At 60.4% G+C, this 16,820-nt stretch carries 18 protein-coding genes and 1 tRNA gene; 13 read left to right on the top strand and 6 right to left on the bottom strand.

Annotated elements, in window-relative coordinates; genetic code table 11:
* Positions 1-105: 105 nt before the first annotated feature.
* The 6 genes from mutL (at position 106) to NW807_RS10420 (ending at position 8,878) form a co-directional block, all read left to right on the top strand.
* Positions 106-1,833: a DNA mismatch repair endonuclease MutL gene (gene mutL, locus NW807_RS10445; RefSeq protein WP_414426057.1), complete on the top strand. Its 1,728-nt coding sequence runs from the start codon at positions 106-108 to the stop codon at positions 1,831-1,833.
* Between the two features lie 32 nt (positions 1,834-1,865).
* Positions 1,866-2,720: a vitamin K epoxide reductase family protein gene (locus NW807_RS10440; RefSeq protein ID WP_414412501.1), complete on the top strand. Its 855-nt coding sequence runs from the start codon at positions 1,866-1,868 to the stop codon at positions 2,718-2,720.
* Positions 2,721-2,961: 241 nt separating this feature from the next.
* The gene (locus tag NW807_RS10435; RefSeq protein WP_414426056.1) at positions 2,962-5,601 is read left to right on the top strand and encodes a TIGR03960 family B12-binding radical SAM protein; all 2,640 of its coding nucleotides are present in this window, start codon (positions 2,962-2,964) and stop codon (positions 5,599-5,601) included.
* Positions 5,602-6,141: 540 nt separating this feature from the next.
* Complete coding sequence (locus NW807_RS10430) at positions 6,142-8,103, top strand: Rne/Rng family ribonuclease (protein WP_414426055.1); 1,962 nt, start codon at positions 6,142-6,144, stop codon at positions 8,101-8,103.
* A 43-nt stretch (positions 8,104-8,146) separates the two neighbouring features.
* Positions 8,147-8,827: a ribonuclease HII gene (locus tag NW807_RS10425; RefSeq protein ID WP_414426054.1), complete on the top strand. Its 681-nt coding sequence runs from the start codon at positions 8,147-8,149 to the stop codon at positions 8,825-8,827.
* Positions 8,805-8,878 (top strand) — tRNA-Arg (locus NW807_RS10420). Before NW807_RS10425 ends, NW807_RS10420 begins: the two co-directional genes overlap by 23 nt.
* A 15-nt stretch (positions 8,879-8,893) precedes the next feature.
* On the opposite strand, the gene NW807_RS10415 is transcribed toward NW807_RS10420, so the two are convergent.
* The 5 genes from NW807_RS10415 to gvpA form a co-directional block, all read right to left on the bottom strand.
* Complete coding sequence (locus tag NW807_RS10415; protein WP_414405734.1) at positions 8,894-9,319, bottom strand: LptA/OstA family protein; 426 nt, start codon at positions 9,317-9,319, stop codon at positions 8,894-8,896.
* A gap of 73 nt (positions 9,320-9,392) precedes the next feature.
* A complete protein-coding gene (locus NW807_RS10410) occupies positions 9,393-9,725 on the bottom strand; it encodes a gas vesicle protein (RefSeq protein ID WP_414395170.1) in 333 nt (110 codons plus the stop codon).
* A gap of 33 nt (positions 9,726-9,758) precedes the next feature.
* A complete protein-coding gene (gene gvpN / locus NW807_RS10405) occupies positions 9,759-10,643 on the bottom strand; it encodes a gas vesicle protein GvpN (protein ID WP_414405735.1) in 885 nt (294 codons plus the stop codon).
* 55 nt (positions 10,644-10,698) lie between these two features.
* Entirely contained in the window at positions 10,699-11,706 is a 1,008-nt protein-coding gene (gene gvpC / locus NW807_RS10400) for a gas vesicle protein GvpC (protein ID WP_414426053.1), read from the bottom strand.
* 156 nt (positions 11,707-11,862) lie between these two features.
* The gene (gene gvpA / locus NW807_RS10395; RefSeq protein WP_414404485.1) at positions 11,863-12,090 is read right to left on the bottom strand and encodes a gas vesicle structural protein GvpA; all 228 of its coding nucleotides are present in this window, start codon (positions 12,088-12,090) and stop codon (positions 11,863-11,865) included.
* 360 nt (positions 12,091-12,450) lie between these two features.
* Between gvpA and NW807_RS10390 the strand changes: the two genes are divergently transcribed.
* The 6 genes from NW807_RS10390 (at position 12,451) to aroH (ending at position 15,447) form a co-directional block, all read left to right on the top strand.
* Positions 12,451-12,669, top strand: coding sequence for an Hfq-related RNA-binding protein (locus NW807_RS10390; RefSeq protein WP_414426052.1), 219 nt, complete (start codon positions 12,451-12,453; stop codon positions 12,667-12,669).
* A gap of 150 nt (positions 12,670-12,819) precedes the next feature.
* Positions 12,820-13,503: a V4R domain-containing protein gene (locus NW807_RS10385; protein WP_414405737.1), complete on the top strand. Its 684-nt coding sequence runs from the start codon at positions 12,820-12,822 to the stop codon at positions 13,501-13,503.
* Positions 13,500-13,751: a hypothetical protein gene (locus NW807_RS10380; protein WP_414426051.1), complete on the top strand. Its 252-nt coding sequence runs from the start codon at positions 13,500-13,502 to the stop codon at positions 13,749-13,751. The genes NW807_RS10385 and NW807_RS10380 overlap by 4 nt, the downstream gene beginning before the upstream one ends.
* 25 nt (positions 13,752-13,776) lie before the next feature.
* On the top strand, positions 13,777-14,256 hold the full coding sequence (locus tag NW807_RS10375) for a hypothetical protein (protein ID WP_414395180.1): 480 nt from the start codon (positions 13,777-13,779) through the stop codon (positions 14,254-14,256).
* Positions 14,257-14,295: 39 nt separating this feature from the next.
* Positions 14,296-14,985: a V4R domain-containing protein gene (locus NW807_RS10370; protein WP_414410157.1), complete on the top strand. Its 690-nt coding sequence runs from the start codon at positions 14,296-14,298 to the stop codon at positions 14,983-14,985.
* Positions 14,986-15,072: 87 nt separating this feature from the next.
* Entirely contained in the window at positions 15,073-15,447 is a 375-nt protein-coding gene (aroH, locus tag NW807_RS10365) for a chorismate mutase (RefSeq protein WP_414395182.1), read from the top strand.
* Here aroH and NW807_RS10360 read toward each other — a convergent pair.
* Positions 15,444-15,845 carry a hypothetical protein gene (locus NW807_RS10360; protein WP_414405741.1) on the bottom strand — a complete coding sequence of 134 codons (402 nt, stop codon included), beginning with the start codon at positions 15,843-15,845 and terminating at the stop codon, positions 15,444-15,446. The genes aroH and NW807_RS10360 overlap by 4 nt on opposite strands.
* A 158-nt stretch (positions 15,846-16,003) precedes the next feature.
* Between NW807_RS10360 and NW807_RS10355 the strand changes: the two genes are divergently transcribed.
* Positions 16,004-16,795, top strand: a complete 792-nt coding sequence (locus tag NW807_RS10355; protein WP_414426050.1) for a Ycf66 family protein — start codon at positions 16,004-16,006, stop codon at positions 16,793-16,795.
* Positions 16,796-16,820 lie beyond the last annotated feature (25 nt).

Genomic DNA, 16,820 nt, shown 5'->3' with positions numbered 1-16,820 from the left:
TGCTTCCCCAGGTTTCCTGACTCTACTTCCCCTGGCCCCAGCGCCAGGGGTTTTTCTTTCAGGACATACTGGGCGTATTGAGCAAAGAAGACTCCCAGGGGAGCAGTGCTGGATATTCCCATAGTCAAGATTCGGCCTCTAAGTCCAGAACGAGTTGCCCAAATGGCGGCGGGAGAGGTGATCGACTCCCTAGAGGCAGCCCTGCGGGAATTAATAGAAAACGCCCTCGATGCCCAGGCCAGCCGCGTTCAGGTAGATCTTTGGCCAAGCCGCTGGCAGGTGCGGGTAGCCGATAACGGCCAAGGGATCCCAGGCTCGGAGTTGGAGCAGGTAGCCCGTCGCCATACCACGAGCAAGTGGGATGGGGGCAGCTTGGGGTTTCGCGGAGAAGCTCTGCACAGCCTAGCCCGCTTGGGATCCCTGACCATCCAGACCCGTCATGCCACCGATGAGCATGGCTGGCTGGCCACCTACGACCAGCAGGGGGAGCTGATCCGCAAGCAGCCAGCAGCCACCGCTTTAGGGACAGTCGTGACGGTGGCGGATTTGTTTGCTAGCTGGCCCCTGCGCCGCTGTCCCCCGCCCCAGACGCGCTCACTCCTAACCTTGATCCAGAACGCTGCACTAGCCCATCCAGGGGTTAGCTGGCAAGTCTGCCAGGAGGGGCAGCTGCTACTCAGTCTTTGGCCGGGCCAATCTCTGCAGGATCTGCTCCTGCAAATGTTGCCGCAGGTGGAGCCTTCCGATCTGCGCTACCGGCGCATTCAAGAGGGGGATAGCGACTGGGAGTTGGTGGTGGGCTTGCCGGATCGCCTGCATCGCCCTCGCCCCGATTGGATCCGGGTAGCCGTCAATGGCCGCTTTGTGCAGATGCTGGAGTGGCAACGGTTAATCCAGTCAGTCTTTCAACACGCTTTGCCCCGCCACCGCCATCCTCTGGTAGTGGTGCACCTGCGCCTGCCACCGGAACAAGTGGACTGGAACCGCCATCCGGCTAAGAGCGAGCTCTATCTACAGGAGCCGCAGAAGCGACAGGAGCAATTGCGCCAGTACCTGCAGGATCTTCTGCGCGCAGGCTCTGCCCAGTCCAGCCGCCGCTCTCTTCATCTCCTCCGCGCCAGCGAGTCCAAGTCGCTCTACCGGGTTTCAGCTCCCTCCGCCGCCGGCTGCTCCCTGCCTCCCCTAAAGGCGCTAGCCCAACTGCACCGAACCTACATTCTAGCGGAGCACCCCCAGGGGCTGTGGCTAGTGGAGCAACACCTGGCCCACGAGCGAGTGCGCTATGAGGAGATCCAACGGCACTGGCAGCTAGTGGAGCTCGAGACACCAGTCATGTTGCAGGGATTGTCTTCCCAGGCCGTGGAGCAGCTGGAACAGTTGGGGCTAGAGCCGGAACCCTTTGGCCCCGCTACGTATTTGGTGCGCCGCCTGCCGCTAGCTCTCTGCTCGGAAGATCCCGAAGAGGTGCAGGGATCCCTTCTGGAACTCAGCCGCTGTGCGGATCTAGAAGCAGCTCAGGTGGCCCTGGCCTGTCGTGGTGCCTTGCGCAACGGGATCCCGCTTACCCTGGAGCAGATGCAGCAGTTGCTGGATGCCTGGCAGCGCACGGCTAACCCCCACACCTGTCCCCATGGCCGTCCAGTTTATCTAGTTTTGGCCGAAGCCGACTTGGCCCGCTACTTTCGCCGCCGCTGGGGGATCTGCGACCGCCCCCTCTCTGACCCCAAGCTGGGATCCCTGCGGCTGGGAGACAGTTTGGCCGCTCAAGTACGTCGTTCAGCCGGCTTGCCGGTGTTAGATCCCACGGACGAGGTCCACTCTGCCCCTCTATAATTTCAGAGGTGTCAAGCTGCTGGAGCGATCCTATGGCTTCCTATCTCAGAACCCCAGAAGAAACCTGGCTGCAGCGCCATGCGCGCCCAATCTTGGTCTTCTTGTCCAGCTTGGGAGTTCTGTTAACAGCCTACCTTACCTACACCAAGCTGACGGAGCAGCCTGCTGCCTTCTGTGGGGGGGATGGGGGGTGTAACCTGGTGCTCTCCAGTCGGTGGGCAGAGTTTTTGGGGATCCCAACCGCAGCCATTGGCCTGCTGGGGTTTCTAGCCGTCTTGGCCCTGGCAGGGCTGCCGGAAGAGATCCCAGGAGTGAAGCGGTGGCGATGGCCAGCCCTGTTTGGCTTGGTTTCCGCCATGACTGTCTTTGAGATGTATATGCTTTACCTGATGGTGGCGGTGCTACGGCAATTCTGCCTGTACTGCACGGCAGCGATGGGGTTGGTAGCGGGGCTGTGGCTCGTCACGGTGTTTGGCCACCGCTGGCTGGACTGGGCCAAGCTGGCTTTCAGTTACATTCTCGTGGGCCTGTTTACGTTGGTAGTTACCCTTGGGGTGTACGCCAAGCAGGCTCCTCCGCCCAGCCCCCTAGCGGCAGGCTTAGCAGCCCACCTGCGCAAGATTGGCGCCACCATGTACGGGGCCTACTGGTGCCCCCACTGCCAAGAGCAGAAGGCCTTGTTTGGGTCGGCCTTTGCCCAGATACCCTACGTGGAGTGCTCGCCCAACGGGCCCGGCACGCCTCAGGTTGAGGAATGTACGAAGGCAGGGATCACCAGCTATCCCACTTGGATTATCAATGGCCGCAGTTACGTGGGACTCCGCTCGCTGGAAGCTTTGGCCGTAGCTTCTGGGTACTCCTTCGAGGCGGAGGAAGAGCAGGATTGACCGCTCTGAAGACTGATACAACACTGGACAAAGGCGGACTTTTCCACAACCCCTAGCTAGGAGCGGGGTTTATCTCCACTGCCCCACTGGAGGGATCTTTACGGGATCACTTCCCGTCGAGCTGTCCTTTTCTTGAGGGTTGCGCCCGTTGCCTACACAGAAACCACGCCGGGTTTGGGCTGCTGGAAAAGTTCGGCTAGAGTCAAATTAGTAGCTGCGTTTACTTCTTGCCAGGATCCCCATGCTTGTTGCGGCTGCCACGGAAGCACACCTAGAACCCGTTGATTTGGATCGCTTGCTCACGCCTGAAATCCAGCGGCCAGCTCGCTACTTGGGCAAAGAATTCGGGGCTGTCCATCGCCCTTGGGACTCGGCACGGGTGCGTTGGGTGCTAAGTTACCCGGAGCTGTACGAGGTGGGGGCTTCCAACCTGGGCCACATCATCCTCTACAACATCCTCAACGCCCAGCCAGACCAGTTGTGCGACCGCACCTACTTGCCAGGCCCGGATCTGGCGGCTCGGATGCGGCAGCTGGGGATCCCGCTGTTTGCCGTAGAATCGCGTCGCCCCCTGCGCGCTTTCCACATCGTCGGCTTTAGCCTGGCCTATGAGCTGGGGGGCACCAACATCTTAGAGATGCTGGATCTGGCCGGGATCCCGCTCAAGTGGTGGGAACGGCAAGCCTTTACCCCACAAGAGTGTCCCCTCATCTTTGCCGGTGGGCCGACTGCCACCTCCAACCCCGAGCCCTTTGCCGACTTTTTCGATTTCTTCGTCTTTGGGGATGGGGAAGAGGTGCTGCCGGAAATTGGTCAGGTGCTGGCCGGATCCCTGCACAAGCCCCGCCGGGAGGTGCTCTTGGAGCTGGCCCAGGTGCCAGGAGTGTATGTGCCGCAGTTTTACGAGGGGATCCCCCCGCGGCCCATCGTGCCTGGGGTGCCGGAGCGCATTCGCCGCCGCGTAGCGCTGCCCCAACTGCAGTACTCCATTGGTCTAGTACCGCTGGTGGCCACCGTCCACGACCGCCTGGTGGTGGAAGTGCGACGTGGCTGTACCCGCGGCTGTCGCTTTTGCCAACCCGGCATGCTCACCCGCCCTGCCCGCGATGTCGATCCGGAAGCGGTAGTGGAGGCGGTGGTGCAGGGCTTGCGCAAGACCGGCTACAACGAGTTTTCTCTTTCTTCTCTCAGCTGCTCTGACTACCTTTCCCTGCCAGCGGTGGGAGCAGAGCTACATAACCGTCTCCTTGGCCAGCACATTGCCCTTTCCCTGCCCAGCCAGCGGGTGGATCGCTTTGATGAGAACATTTCCGCCATCATGAAGGGATCCCGCCGCTCGGGGCTGACCTTTGCTCCGGAGGCCGGCACGCAACGGCTGCGGGACATCATCAACAAGGGCCTTAGCGATGCTGACCTCATTCGCGGCATTCGCACTGCAGTCCAGGAGGGCTGGGACAAAATTAAGCTCTACTTCATGATTGGCCTGCCCGGCGAGACTGACGACGATGTGATTGGGATTGCCCGCACGGTCGAGATGCTGCAGCGAGAATGTGCAGCCCTGGGCCGCAAGCGGGTGGAGTTTACCCTCACCCTCTCCAACTTTGTCCCCAAGCCCCACACGCCCTTCCAGTGGCACCGGGTGGACTACGCTGACGTGCGGCGCAAGCAGGATCTGCTGCAAAGGGAACTGCGGCGGCTGCGGGGAGTCAAGGCCCACTTTACCGATATTCGCTTTAGCATCCTGGAGGACTTGATTGGCAAAGGGGATCGCTCCCTGGGCCGCATGATCGAGCAGGCCTGGCGAGCTGGCGCCGGCTTGGATGCCTGGTGGGAAAACATCGACGCCGCCTATGCCGCCTGGGTGAAGGCCTACTGCGGCGAGGCGGTAGATCCCAGCGCCGATCCAGTGGCCCTCTGCGCCTATCTCCCGATGCGCGAATTTGGCCTGGAGGATCCCTTGCCCTGGGATCACATCGATACCGGCATCGACAAGAAATGGCTGCAGAAAGACTACCGCCGCGCCCTAGAAGCGATCACGGTAGAAGACTGCTCCTTCGAGAAGTGCTCCGCCTGCGGCGTCTGCGGTCCCGGCTTTGGTCACAACATTGTCATCCCGCCCCCGCCCGTTCCGCCCTTGCAAAGCCGCCCCACCCCCACCCCCGATCCTCTCGAGCCAGAGCCGCCTGCCCAGCGTTTCCGCATCACCTACAGCAAAACCGGGGATCTGCGTTGGCTAGGCCACCTGGATCTCATGCGCCTATGGGAGCGGGCCTGTCGGCGCGCCGGCTTGCCCCTAGCCTTCAGCGGCGGCTACCACCCCATGCCTCGACTAGCCAACGCCAACGCCCTACCCATCGGCCAGGAAGGCTACGGCGAAGTCCTCGATCTGGAGTTGCTAAAGCGCCCCGAGGGGCCCGTTACCCCTGACGAACTGCGCGCCCTGCTGGTCGAACAACTGCCGCCAGAAATCTCCATCCGGGCCATCCAAGAGATTGGCCTGCGAGATCCCTCGGCTACCGAAGCCGTCTATGCCGCTGAGTATCAGCTCACTGTAAGTTGCGAGTCGCCCACTGCCGACTGGCCAGCCTGGGTCACCCAGATCCTGGATGCGCGCGAGATCTGGATTGAAAAAGTCTCCAAGTCGGGCAAAGCTTCTCTCTTCAATGCCCGTCCCCTGCTATACTACCTGGAGTTCCAGGGCTTGGCCCCCGACGGCAGCGCCTACCTCTTCTACCGCGGCAGTTGCCGCAACAACGGCGCCTACCTGCGGCCCAACCAACTGCTGCAAATGGCCGAGGCCCTGGGCTTGCCTCGCTGGACGCTGCAGGCGGCCAAACGGCTGCGCTTGTTGTGGGAGGACGGCACCTTGAATTCCGACTGAGGACGGGTGGCAGGATCCCCTGGACAAATCCCCAGTCAGGCTGCGGTATCAGGGTTAGCTGGGCTGAGGGATCCCGCAAGCGCTATAATTTTGCTACCCCTGGCTTCTGCCGCTGCCACCCTTGCTAGCCCTCAACCTGACCCAAGGCAAGATGAGCAGCCAGCAAAAGTCGGGCCAAATTTGAGCTCACTATCTAGAGCAGGCAGCAGCCGCAACAGGGCCCAGGCGCCAGGTGCTACAAAGAGGTGTGCCTCTTCCAGTTAGGCCTAGCTTTTCATTTCTCCCGAGGACAGGCTTCTTTCCTGCAGGCAAGTTACGGGCAAGAGGTGGCTAGGCTGCCACAGGCTCCTCTGCTGGGCTACTTTTTTCCTGCTGCCTGTCTATAAAGTTCGTCGTTGGCCATTGGAGCAGAGCTTAGGGTAATGGACAGCTGCACGATGAGTCAATTTTGTTGTCAAATCGAGCCAATCCTAGAACACCACTTCTCCGAGACGAGGGCAAATCCAAAACCGCAGGCCGTGGGGGCGGGGAGGAAAATGCATGCCTAGGCAGATCGTTATTGCTGAGCAACACCGCATCGCCGCTGTCTTTGCCGAAGACCAAGTCCAAGAGCTGATCATCGCCAGTGGCACCCACCAGGTGGGGGATATCTACGTGGGTGTCATCGAGAACGTCCTGCCCAGCATCGATGCCGCCTTTGTCAATATCGGCTCTGGAGAACGCAACGGGTTTATTCACGTCAGTGACCTAGGCCCGCTGCGCCTCAAACGCAACCAGGCTCCCATTTCCGAACTGGTCCTGCCGCAACAGAAAGTGCTGGTGCAGGTCATGAAAGAGCCCACTGGCAACAAAGGGCCGCGTCTTACGGGAGACCTGGCTCTTCCAGGACGCTACCTGGTGCTGCGACCTTACGGCAAAGGGGTGTATTTGTCTCGCCGCATCGAGGATCGAGAAGAACGCAATCGCCTGAAATCGCTAGCCATCTTGATTAAGCCCCCCCAAATGGGCCTGTTGGTGCGCACTGAGGCCGAGGGAGTCGCTGAAGAGGCGATGATCGATGACCTGGAGCAATTGAAAAAGCTCTGGGAAGAGATTCAACAGCAGTACCAGGCGGCACGGGGGCCGGGTCTACTGAGGCGAGACGAGGACTTTATCCAGCGGGTGCTGCGGGACGTCTACTCAGACGATGTCAACCGCATCGTTACTGACTCGGTGGCCGGTGCGAAGCGGGTGCGCAGCTATCTGCAAGGCTGGAACAAAGGAAAAATGCCGCCCGGCGTTGTGGTCGAGGTTCACCGTGAGCCCACCCCCATCTTGGAGTATTTCCGGGTCAATGCGGTTATTCGCCAGGCGCTGCGGCCGCGGGTGGATCTACCCTCCGGGGGCTATATCGTCATCGAGCCCACGGAGGCCCTGACCGTGATCGATGTCAACTCTGGCTCTTTCACCCAGTCGGCCACTTCCCGCGAGACGGTGCTGTGGACCAACTGCGAGGCTGCCACCGAGATTGCCCGCCAACTGAGGCTGCGCAACATTGCCGGCGTGATCGTGGTGGATTTCATCGACATGGACTCCCGCCAGGATCAGCTGCTGGTTTTGGAACACTTCAACAAAGCCCTTGCCCATGACAAGGCCCGACCCCAGGTGGTTCAGCTCTCAGAGTTGGGGCTAGTGGAACTCACCCGCAAGCGGCAGGGGCAGAGCCTCTATGAGATCTTTGGCCACCCCTGCCCCACCTGTGAGGGGCTAGGGATCCTGGCCCGACTGCCGGGATCCGAGCCGGGGCGGCTGTTAACTGTCGAAAGTGGACGACCGGTAACGCTGCCTGGCGAGGCTGAGGAGGGCGAAGAGGAGGGCGCTCCAATTCTGCCCCGGAATGGTGATTCCCAGGGGGCGCGCCTGCAGCTAGGAAGCAATGGGGCATTGCCACCAAGTCTAGACCGCTCTCGACTTGCTCAAGGAGAGCGACTGGAGCCAGAGGAAGCCAGGGCTGAGCCGGTGCGCAAACGGCCTCGCGAAGAGGGAGCGGTAGAAGAGGAAAGCCCGCAGCCACTGCCGGTGGCAGGGGCAGAGCAGAAGCGCAAGGAAGTCCATCGCCTTGGCCGGGGGGAGGATGCTGGGCGCGCCAGTGGGACAGAGTCTCCAGAGAGCCAGCCAGCTCGACAAACCATCACTGTGGAGATGACTCCTCTCCAGCAGCGGGTCTATTCGGAGCTGGGTCTGTCACCCCTGTTGCTTTTGGATCAGCCGCCGCCGGCGGGCCGAGACACGGTGGTTAGGGTCATTTTGCCAGGCACGGCCAAGGTGGACAGCCCGGTGGAGGCAAAAACCGACACAACTTCTACCAACGGCGCGCCTTTGGCGGAAGTTGCCCAGCCTGAACGGTTGCCTACAGAATCAATAGCAAAGCCACCGGCAACAGAGGCGCCGCCAGAAGTGGTCATTGATCCCTCTCACCAGTCTCCAGCAGCCTCCAGACGACGGCGCTCTCGCAGCAGCTAGCCAAGCCGGTTAGCGCTCTTGCTTGAGACAGCGCTGTGGCCGTATGGACAAAGCAACGAAGCCAAGCTTAAGGTGCGAGGGATCCCTGTGGCAAGAGGGGATCCTGCGGGTAGCAGGCGTGGATGAAGTGGGGCGAGGAGCCTTGGCGGGGCCGGTAGTGGCAGCGGCAGTCATCCTGCCACCCTACCTCGATCCCGAGGTACTGGCAGGGGTGAAGGATGGCAAGCAACTGCGCCCACGGCAGCGTGCCCAGTGGGCAGAGCGGATTTGTCAAGTAGCCCTGGCCGTAGGCATTGGCAGTGCTTCTGCTGCCGAAATTGACCAACTCAACATTCGCCAGGCGACGTTGCTAGCCATGCAGCGAGCTCTGGCCCAGGTGGGGGAAGTGGGGCACATCCTGCTGGATGGGCTGCCGCTGGCGGAGCTGGGATCCCGGCAGACGGCGCTGGTCAAAGGGGATCAGCTCAGCCTCTCCATCGCTGCTGCCTCCATCGTGGCCAAGGTCTGGCGGGATGCCCTGATGCAGAGCTGGGACTCCCAGTACCCCGGCTACGGCTGGCGCACCAACGTCGGCTATGGGACACGGGAGCACTGGCTAGCGCTGCAGCGCTTGGGGCCAAGCCCCCAGCATCGCCATAGCTTTGCCCCCGTTCGGGACTTGCAAGCAGGCCAGTGGGAGGGTAGGATAAGGTCTGAAGGCTGCCCACGTAGCTCAGCGGACTAGAGCACTGGGTTCCGGTCCCAGGGGTCGGAGGTTCGAATCCTTTCGTGGGCGTTAGTTGAGATTGGGTCAAGGGCTGGCAGTGGGCGCCGGCAACACGTAGATAGACTCCACCTGCTGGCCTGGCGAGGGGACAGCTTGAAGGATCCCTTTTCCAATGTGATAGATGACTTTCTCGGCCTGGAGTTGATTTTCTCCTTGGCGGACGGTGACCCGGCCTTCCAGCTCAATCCGCTGCTCTTGGCTGTAGTAGACCGCCTTGTGAGCGCGGGCCGTGAGGCGCTCAGCAGGGAAGCGGAGGGTAACATTGCCAGTGGCTACGAACACCCCTGTATTGGCGTTGGCCTCCTGAACATCGGCACTAATGCTGATGGCGCGTGGATTTTGCCCCCACGCTGGGCCGGGGATCGCAAGGGCCAACCCTATGCCCACCGCCCAACCCACCTTCCTCTGGCGGCCCAAGCTCCTTTGGTCAAGGTCGATCCCCCTCGCCATTCCCTCCCCTGGTTAAACCACTCCAGCAGCCAGTCTAGCCTGGGATCCCTGATCCCGCTGCTGGGGCAGCCTGTTAGCCCTTGCCATCCCCTCCCCTGGGCAGGACTTGAGCCAGTTGCTTTTCCAACTCGCTAACCCGCTGCAGCAACTGGCGGTTGGTCTCCAGCAGCTCCCGCGCCTGGCTGCTGAGATAGGGATCCGATTCCCACCAGTTGATCCCAATCTCCTTGGCCTTGTCCACCGAAGAGATCAGCAGCCGAATGCGCACCCTGAGCAGCTCCACATTGCCCACGGAAACGGTGATATCTCCGGCGATGACAATGCCCTTGTCCAGAACCCGCTCCAGGACATCGGCCAGAGAAGAGCCATGCGTTGCCGTGGCCAGGGGTTGAGAGGCAATGGGCACTGGGAATTCTCCTCCAAAGCGTGCAAACCAATATCAGTTGGGCAGTTGATCCAGCAAGTAGTTGAGCACCTGGGCTCCTTCCTCGTAGCGCTTGCCGGCCCTAGGCAACAGCACGTCGGCACACAGAGCACGAAAATCGGCATCGTTCTTACTCACCGCCAGCTCGTGCTCCCTGACGATGCGTCCAATCATCAGACAACTGCGCAGGCTGGGTTGGCGAGTCAGATCCAACCTGCGGCGGAAGGTACGGACAAGGTGGACAATCTTAAGCGCGTCGGAAGCCGATAGGCCAATGCGGGAAATGAGGATCTCCTTTTCCGTCTCGATGTCGGGCTCCCCAATATCGATGGTAATCATCCGATCCAGCAGCGCATCCTGAGCCCTGTGAACCCCCGTGTATTCCTCGGGGTTGGAGGTGAAGATGGCCCGAAACTGGGGATGCACCCGCAGATATTCGGAGCGGTGGCTGCCCGGCGGCAAAACCAGCAGCCTTTCTTCCAAGGCACTTAGGAGGGCGTTGTTGGCCTCGGGGCGGGAGCGGTTGAACTCGTCGTAGATGAGGGTAAACCCCTCCCGGCAGGCCAAGGTGAGGCGGGCATCTACCCAGCGCTGCTGCACATCTTCCTCTACCTTCACCACTGAATGGATGAAGTTATCCACCACCCGCCGATGGGTAAAGCCAGTGCGCCCCCCGATGAGGTCGGAAGAATCGAAGCGATCGTCGCCGTAGATCAGCATGATGGGGCGACCTAGAAGGCTGGCCAAATGCATTGCCAGGGTGGTCTTGCCTGTGCCCGAAGGCCCCCGCAGATGCACGGCAAAACCGGATTGCAGATAGCGCAAGGCGCGGCGGGTAATCCGCTCAATGTAGGGAGTGCTTACAAACTGGCGGGGACGCGCTTGCAAAACCGTAGCCATATCAATACCCAACGCTTAACTTGCCTGGACTATAGCCGTAACCGTCTTCTTGCGCTTACGGGGACGGGGGCGGAACTGAGATCACAGCCGTCGCTGACACCATACGCCGCAAGGTGGCCAAGATTTCCGAGGGATCCACCCCCAGATCCACGGCACCGCGGGCCAGCAGATCCCGCACCCGCTCCCGATCGCCAATCACCTGCAGCAAGGTTAGGTTGGGATCCTGCGCCTGCAGGGCTGCCACATAGTTGTTGACGTAGTTCAGGATTGGATCCGGCTGCTCCTCGCCAGCAAGTGGGGGTGCAACTCGATCTTGAGAGGGCTCAGGGGGTGGCGGCGCTACAGGAGTATCCCCTGGGGGTTCGCTCTTGCTTGTAGCCTCTGGCTGAGGAGCTTCACCTGGAGCTATTTCTGGGGGTTTGTCCCAACACTCAAACTGCTTCTCAACAGCCCCAGAATCTTCAGGTAGGAGGACAGGGATCCCATCCCCCCACACCTGCTCGCGCAACGCCCTGCGGAAAGCTGCCAAAGCCTGCCGAAGCGCTTGGGCTTCTGCCCGCTGTTCTTGGGCAATCCGAGCCAGCTCCTGCCGTACCCGTTGCCGCAAGTCGGCATAGAAAGCCTGCCGCACTTGTCGGGTTTGGTTGGCCATGGCCTGCCGCGCCTGGGCATAGGTGGCTAGCAAGCTCTTCACCATCGCTGTCAAGTCGGCTTGAAAAGTCTCTAGCTCCTGCCGCTGCGCCTGCGATTGGGCGGCCCGTTCTTGGGCCAGGCGAGAGAGAAGCACCGCCACTCCTTGGGCCCGCTGCGCTGCAGCCTCTAAACGGGCATGTTTGTCCAAAGCCCGCTGCGCCGCTCGGTTCTGCTCCAGGCTGCGCAGTTGGCTGCGGGTTTGCTCCCTCTGCTGCCGTACTGCCTCTTGGCGTTCCTGGCGACGTTGTCTCAGCTCGGCCATCAGAGCGCGGTGCTGCTCCAGGCGCTGCTGCCGGGATCCGCTCAACAAACTTAGGTTTTGAGCCACCCGTCGGCTGCGGGCTTCGGCCCACTGCTCCTGCAAACTCATGGCGTTCTCTCCTTGGCAGTTTTTTACTTCCCCTCAAACCGCAAGCCAATCGCTTGAAGGGGGAGGAGGCAGAGATTCTTTTGAACCCCTGCCTCACTTGCCGACTGCATTTCTCTTAGTTAAAGGCTGAGGCTTTGTTGGGAGCTGGGAAGTCGATTAGGAGGTTTGGACAGCGGGAGCGGCAGCAGTAGCCGTTAGGCCCACAGCCTCGGCGTACTTCAGGTAGGTCTCCACCGAAGCCACGACGACGCGCGCTTCAATGGCCAACAGCTCGATCCCCACCAGCGAAACCCGCACCCAGGCATCGACCACAATGCCCTTGTCCAAGATGCGATCGATCACCTCGGCCAAGCTCGAAGAAGAGTTCACTTTCTCAACTGCCATAGCTTCTCTCCTGCAAGGATGATGGTTGAAAAGGACAACAATTCGGTAGCAAAGCGGTAGATAGAAGGGATCCCCAACGGGATTGGCCCTCTCTAGGGCGACAGGTGCACGTTCTGCCACCCCAGCGCTATTCCGCTAGCTTTTTCCGGGGAGAACAGAAGAACACGGCAGGTCGACAAGGCTTGCCGTCTTCTCTAAGCGCACCCCCCTACATAGTAGCCGCTGGCAGAAAAAGTGGGTCAAAGGGCGAGAGCGCTTTTTAGCGTTGGCTAAGCCAAGGTGCGGGCCGGCAGGGATCCCCTATACTGAGAGCAGTGCGCTTGCCGATACGCCGTCCGTTCACTGGCCAAGAGGACTGCCGTGACCGACTTTGACACTGGGATCCCGAGTGTGCGTCGCCTACAGAAGGTGATTCGGGATCGAGAAATCCTGGAGGTTAAGCTCAGTACGGGAGATGTCTTCGTCGGCCAGCTACGCTGGCAGGATCCCGACTGTCTCTGCCTAGCAGACGCGGAGGGGCAAGAGTCGCTGCTGTGGCGCTCCGCTATCGCCTTTGTCAAAGTCCGACCTCACCCCTAAACCCAAATTCCCCTAGCCTCTTTGTTGTCGCTGGCTTCCCAGCGGCAGGAGCTCTTGGCGCATCCATCGACAGCTCTAGCCAAAGCTTCTAGCAGAAAGGTTATGATTCAGCAAGAAGGGTGAAACAATTAACCTTCCTCCCCTCCAGCCATGACAACCGGCACCCTAGAGCTCGCCCTGCAGCCCGCTGCTCAGCGACACAACCACTACAGCCGTGAAGACTTCTACCGCTTCGACCCCTCGCGGGGATCTCTAGTGGACTGGACGGGCGCGCGCAATGTCTTGGTCAGCGAAGACTTTATCCTCGGCTTGCAGCAGGGGCTGGAAGAAGAGGTGGGGGATGCCTCTGCTTCTTTGATGTATACCATTGGCCGCGAGTGGGGGCGCAACGATGCTCTCCACTTCTCCCGCTGGTTCGAGGAGGAGTATCGGCGCAAGCCCAAGCAGACCCACCTCATGTTTCTCCTGGAAACCTGGTGGTGGCCTCTGACCTCGCAAGGCTGGGGGCGCTGGGAAGTCGAGCTCGAAAGCCGGCGGCAGGGATTTATTTTCATCAACCTGTTCGACTCGGCTGTGGCCCGCACCTTGGGGGATGTGGGCAAACCCGTTTGCCACCTCTACGCCGGCTTATTTGCCGGTTTTTTCAGCACGATGGTAGAGCGGCAGCTCAACTGCATCGAGATCCAGTGCTACTCCATGGGGGAAAGCTACTGCAAGTTTTTGCTCGGCAGCAAAGAGCGCATTGACGCGGCTGCCTTTTGGCTCAACGAGGGGGCCACGGCCAGTGAAATTGCCCAAAAGTTGCGCTCTGGTCAAGGGGTGGCCAAGGCATGACGCCAGAGAGCTTTCTAGAGGAGTCGGTACAGAGCTTTTTTGCCCGCTTGAACTGGGATAACCGTCCACGGCAAAGCCGCTTGCTGCCAATGCCCTTCTTACGGGTGCGGGAGTACCTTAACTCCATCCCCTGGCCCGGGGATCCCCTGGCCTTGGCGGCCCGTTCTTGGCAATCCCTGGGGTCGGTACCGGAAGCTGGGCCAGAGGAAGAGCAGATCACCTTGGACGACCTATTCAGCCTGTTTTGAACGCTAGCTTTCTAGGAGAAGCAAGATGGTCAGCCCCTTGGAGCAAATGCTAATCGAGGCAGAGGCTCGCTACCTCACCTCGGAGCAGCTGGATCAGCTTAAAGCCTATGTCCTCGGCTGGCCAAAACGGCAGCACGTGTACCGGGCTCTGCGGGAGGGGGAGGCTCAGATGGTGGGCCGCACCTTGGAGGCTCTGCAGAAGGAGATGCCCAACCTCTCCCCCCAGGTCGTGGATCTGTGCCGGCGCCACCTGTTGCTGTTGCTGCGGCACAGCGCCCTGGCCATGTTGCTGCAGGACGAAAACCTCCTCAAAGAGCGGCTCATCGACTGGATGGAAGAGGAAGTGCGCCTGTATGGGCTGCAGAACGTCTATGAAGTTGCCCATCGGCTTTTCCAGCAGGAGCTCAAAGACTGCCTACAACCTGGCGAACTCGAGTTCATCCGTCCCTTGATTACCCGCGTGCAGGCAGCTTTGCTAGCTTTAAGCGGCCTCCCAGCCGCCTAGCGGTGGCTTCCATTCCCATCGCCGACCCAGGGATCCTCTATGGCTGACACCGTTTCCCTTGCCAACAGCTCTGCCGGCTTTGATCCCTACACGCCGGTTCTGGCCAACTACTACGCGCCCAGCCTCTACCTGCAAAGCGATCTGGAGTCGGGTTTGCTAGAAAGTCGCCACGGCGACCGTCTCCTAGCCCTTCCAGAAACCTTATTGCGAGCCATCTACACTGGCCTGGAATACGAGACAGGACAAGCGGCCCGTCTGGTGCTGCGCCACTGTGGCCGCATGTGGGGCAAGGAGTTTTTCCGCCGCTTTGCCCAGGAGCTTTCCGACTACTACCAAAAGCCCCTAGCTGAGCTGGAGATGGGCCTTTTTCTCCAGAATCTCAAACAGGCTTGGAAAACCCACGGCTGGGGGTTGATCGACCTCGACTGGACCTACAAAGACCAGGGGGTAGTGGTGGTGTCGATTCGCAACTCTCCCTTCGCCGCTGCCACGCCTTCCCACTTTAAGCGCCCAATGGGCTTCTTGGAGGCAGGGCTATTGGCCACTTGGTTTAGCCAATTGACTGGCCAGGACTTGGCCTGCGTGCAAACCACCAGCGAGGCTCTGGGGGCAAAAAGCAATTTGTTTATCTTGACGGCTGCCAACCGCCTCAAGGAGGCAGAAACCTGGGTGGACGCGGGCCTTAGCCACGAGCAGATCCTAGAGAAGGTGTTGCAGCCTGCCCCCTAGCTTGCAAGGAGGGGGTGGGATCCCAAAGAGACAAACTGTATAATCTTGTGAAAGCAAGACGAGCTCAAAGGCACGAGGGCCAAGCCATTGGGGTGGCGGGTGAGAGCAATTCGAGGAGCTATCACCGTGCCGGCCAACACTGCCGAGGCCATTGGTGCGGCAGTCAACGAGCTGCTGGATGCCCTAGAACATCGCAACGCCATTGATCCGGCAGAGGTAGTGAGCGTCATTTTCTCCGTTACCCCTGACCTAGATGCCGCCTTTCCTGCCCAATTTGCCCGCCGCCGTCCTGGCTGGGAGGCAGTGCCTCTGCTGGACGTGCAACAGATGGAGGTCAATGGCGCTTTGCCCCGCTGCATCCGTGTTTTAATCCAACTGAACACTCCCCTGACCCAGGCGGAGATGCACCACGTTTATCTAAGAGGCGCTCGCGAGTTACGGCCCGATCTCAGCCCCGTCTAGGAAGATTGCTTTTGCCGCAGTTGAGCTTCCCACTGTTGCAGCTGCTCCTGACGGGCAGCTATCTCCGCTTCGCGACGGCTTAACTCTTGGCTTTGCCGAGTTAGGGAAAAACGCCAGTTTTCAATCTCCGTCCAGTCAACTAGGCTGTAGGCTTGGGAGAGGCTGTGCAGCATCTCCACCAGCTTCATCGCCGCCTCTTCCACCTGCTGCACCCGCCGGTTTTCTCCCAGCTCGACCAGCAGCAACACCCCAACGTTGTAAGGGGCTGCCTCCTTGAGAGTAATCCGCTCCGGCTGAGGCAGCGGTGTCCAAATCCCCTTCTCGCCCTGTTGGGCTAGAAGCTGTAACTCCGCTGGGCCAAAAAGACTTTTCTTGTCTACCCGTGCCAGGTACAGCATGGAGCCTACTGGGAGCTGCCGTCGATTCTAGCACCAACCCCTCCCTACCAAAGCATCCTGATCCTGGGCCGTGCCAGCAGAAGGATTGGTGTTAGGATCGGCTCTGAAAGGGGTAAAGCTTACAGCTTTCCCGCTCCTATCGTTTGGGGATCCCTGGCATGTTTCTCACCCAAAGCCCCTACTTTTTGATGGCAGCCCTGGTGGCAATTGCCAGTGGAGCCATCTTTGCCGTCCGCTTTGTCAAGCCCGAAGCCTCGGAAGAGTCAGATGTAATCTTCGCTACGATGGGCCTGATCTACTCCATCTCTCTGCTCCTGGAAGGTCAGCGCCTAATCCCCTTGCTGTTTTTTGCCCAGGTGCTGTTGGCGGTGATGGCGGGCTGGTTTGCCATCCAGACCTTCCGCCTGCGCATTCTCCTAAACGAGAAGGTGCGCCAGATAACTGGAGTTCGTCCAGCTATGCGGCGCCAAGGCTTTAGCCGCACCTATCCGCCCGATGGCTATGGCCAAGGACGTGCCGTTGCCAGCGCGGCCAGCGGATCCCGCATTCGCGATACCTCCTCCTCTAGCCGCTCCATTCCTGAGCGCAGCGAGGAACCAGCGCGCCGCCCGCGGCCCCAGTTGACCAGCAGTACGCAGGTGCGCCCGCGTCGTCGTTCGGAGGATGACGAGGAAGAGCTGGAGACAACCTTGCAGCAGGAGGCTGAGTCTTCCCCTCCGCCTTCCGCCCGTCGCCCTCGTCGCCCAACCCCTGAGGAGTATCGGGACGATACCCAGGAGGAGCAAAGCACTGACTCGGGTAGCCGACGTCGTCCTCCCCGTCTACCCCAAACTCAAGAGGAGAGCTACGCCGAAGAAAAGCCTCGCCCTTCCTCTCGCCGCGTCGTCGAGGTGGAGTCAGTGGAAGTGCAGGAGGTAGAGCCGGACGAATCCGAGGATGACTTGTTTTAGCTGACCCAGCAGACCCCTAGAAGCC

Origin of the sequence: Synechococcus sp. R70.1 (assembly GCF_047461675.1) — a bacterium.
Taxonomy (GTDB): Bacteria; Cyanobacteriota; Cyanobacteriia; order Thermostichales; family Thermostichaceae; genus Thermostichus.
This window is presented reverse-complemented; position numbering and strand designations above follow the sequence as displayed.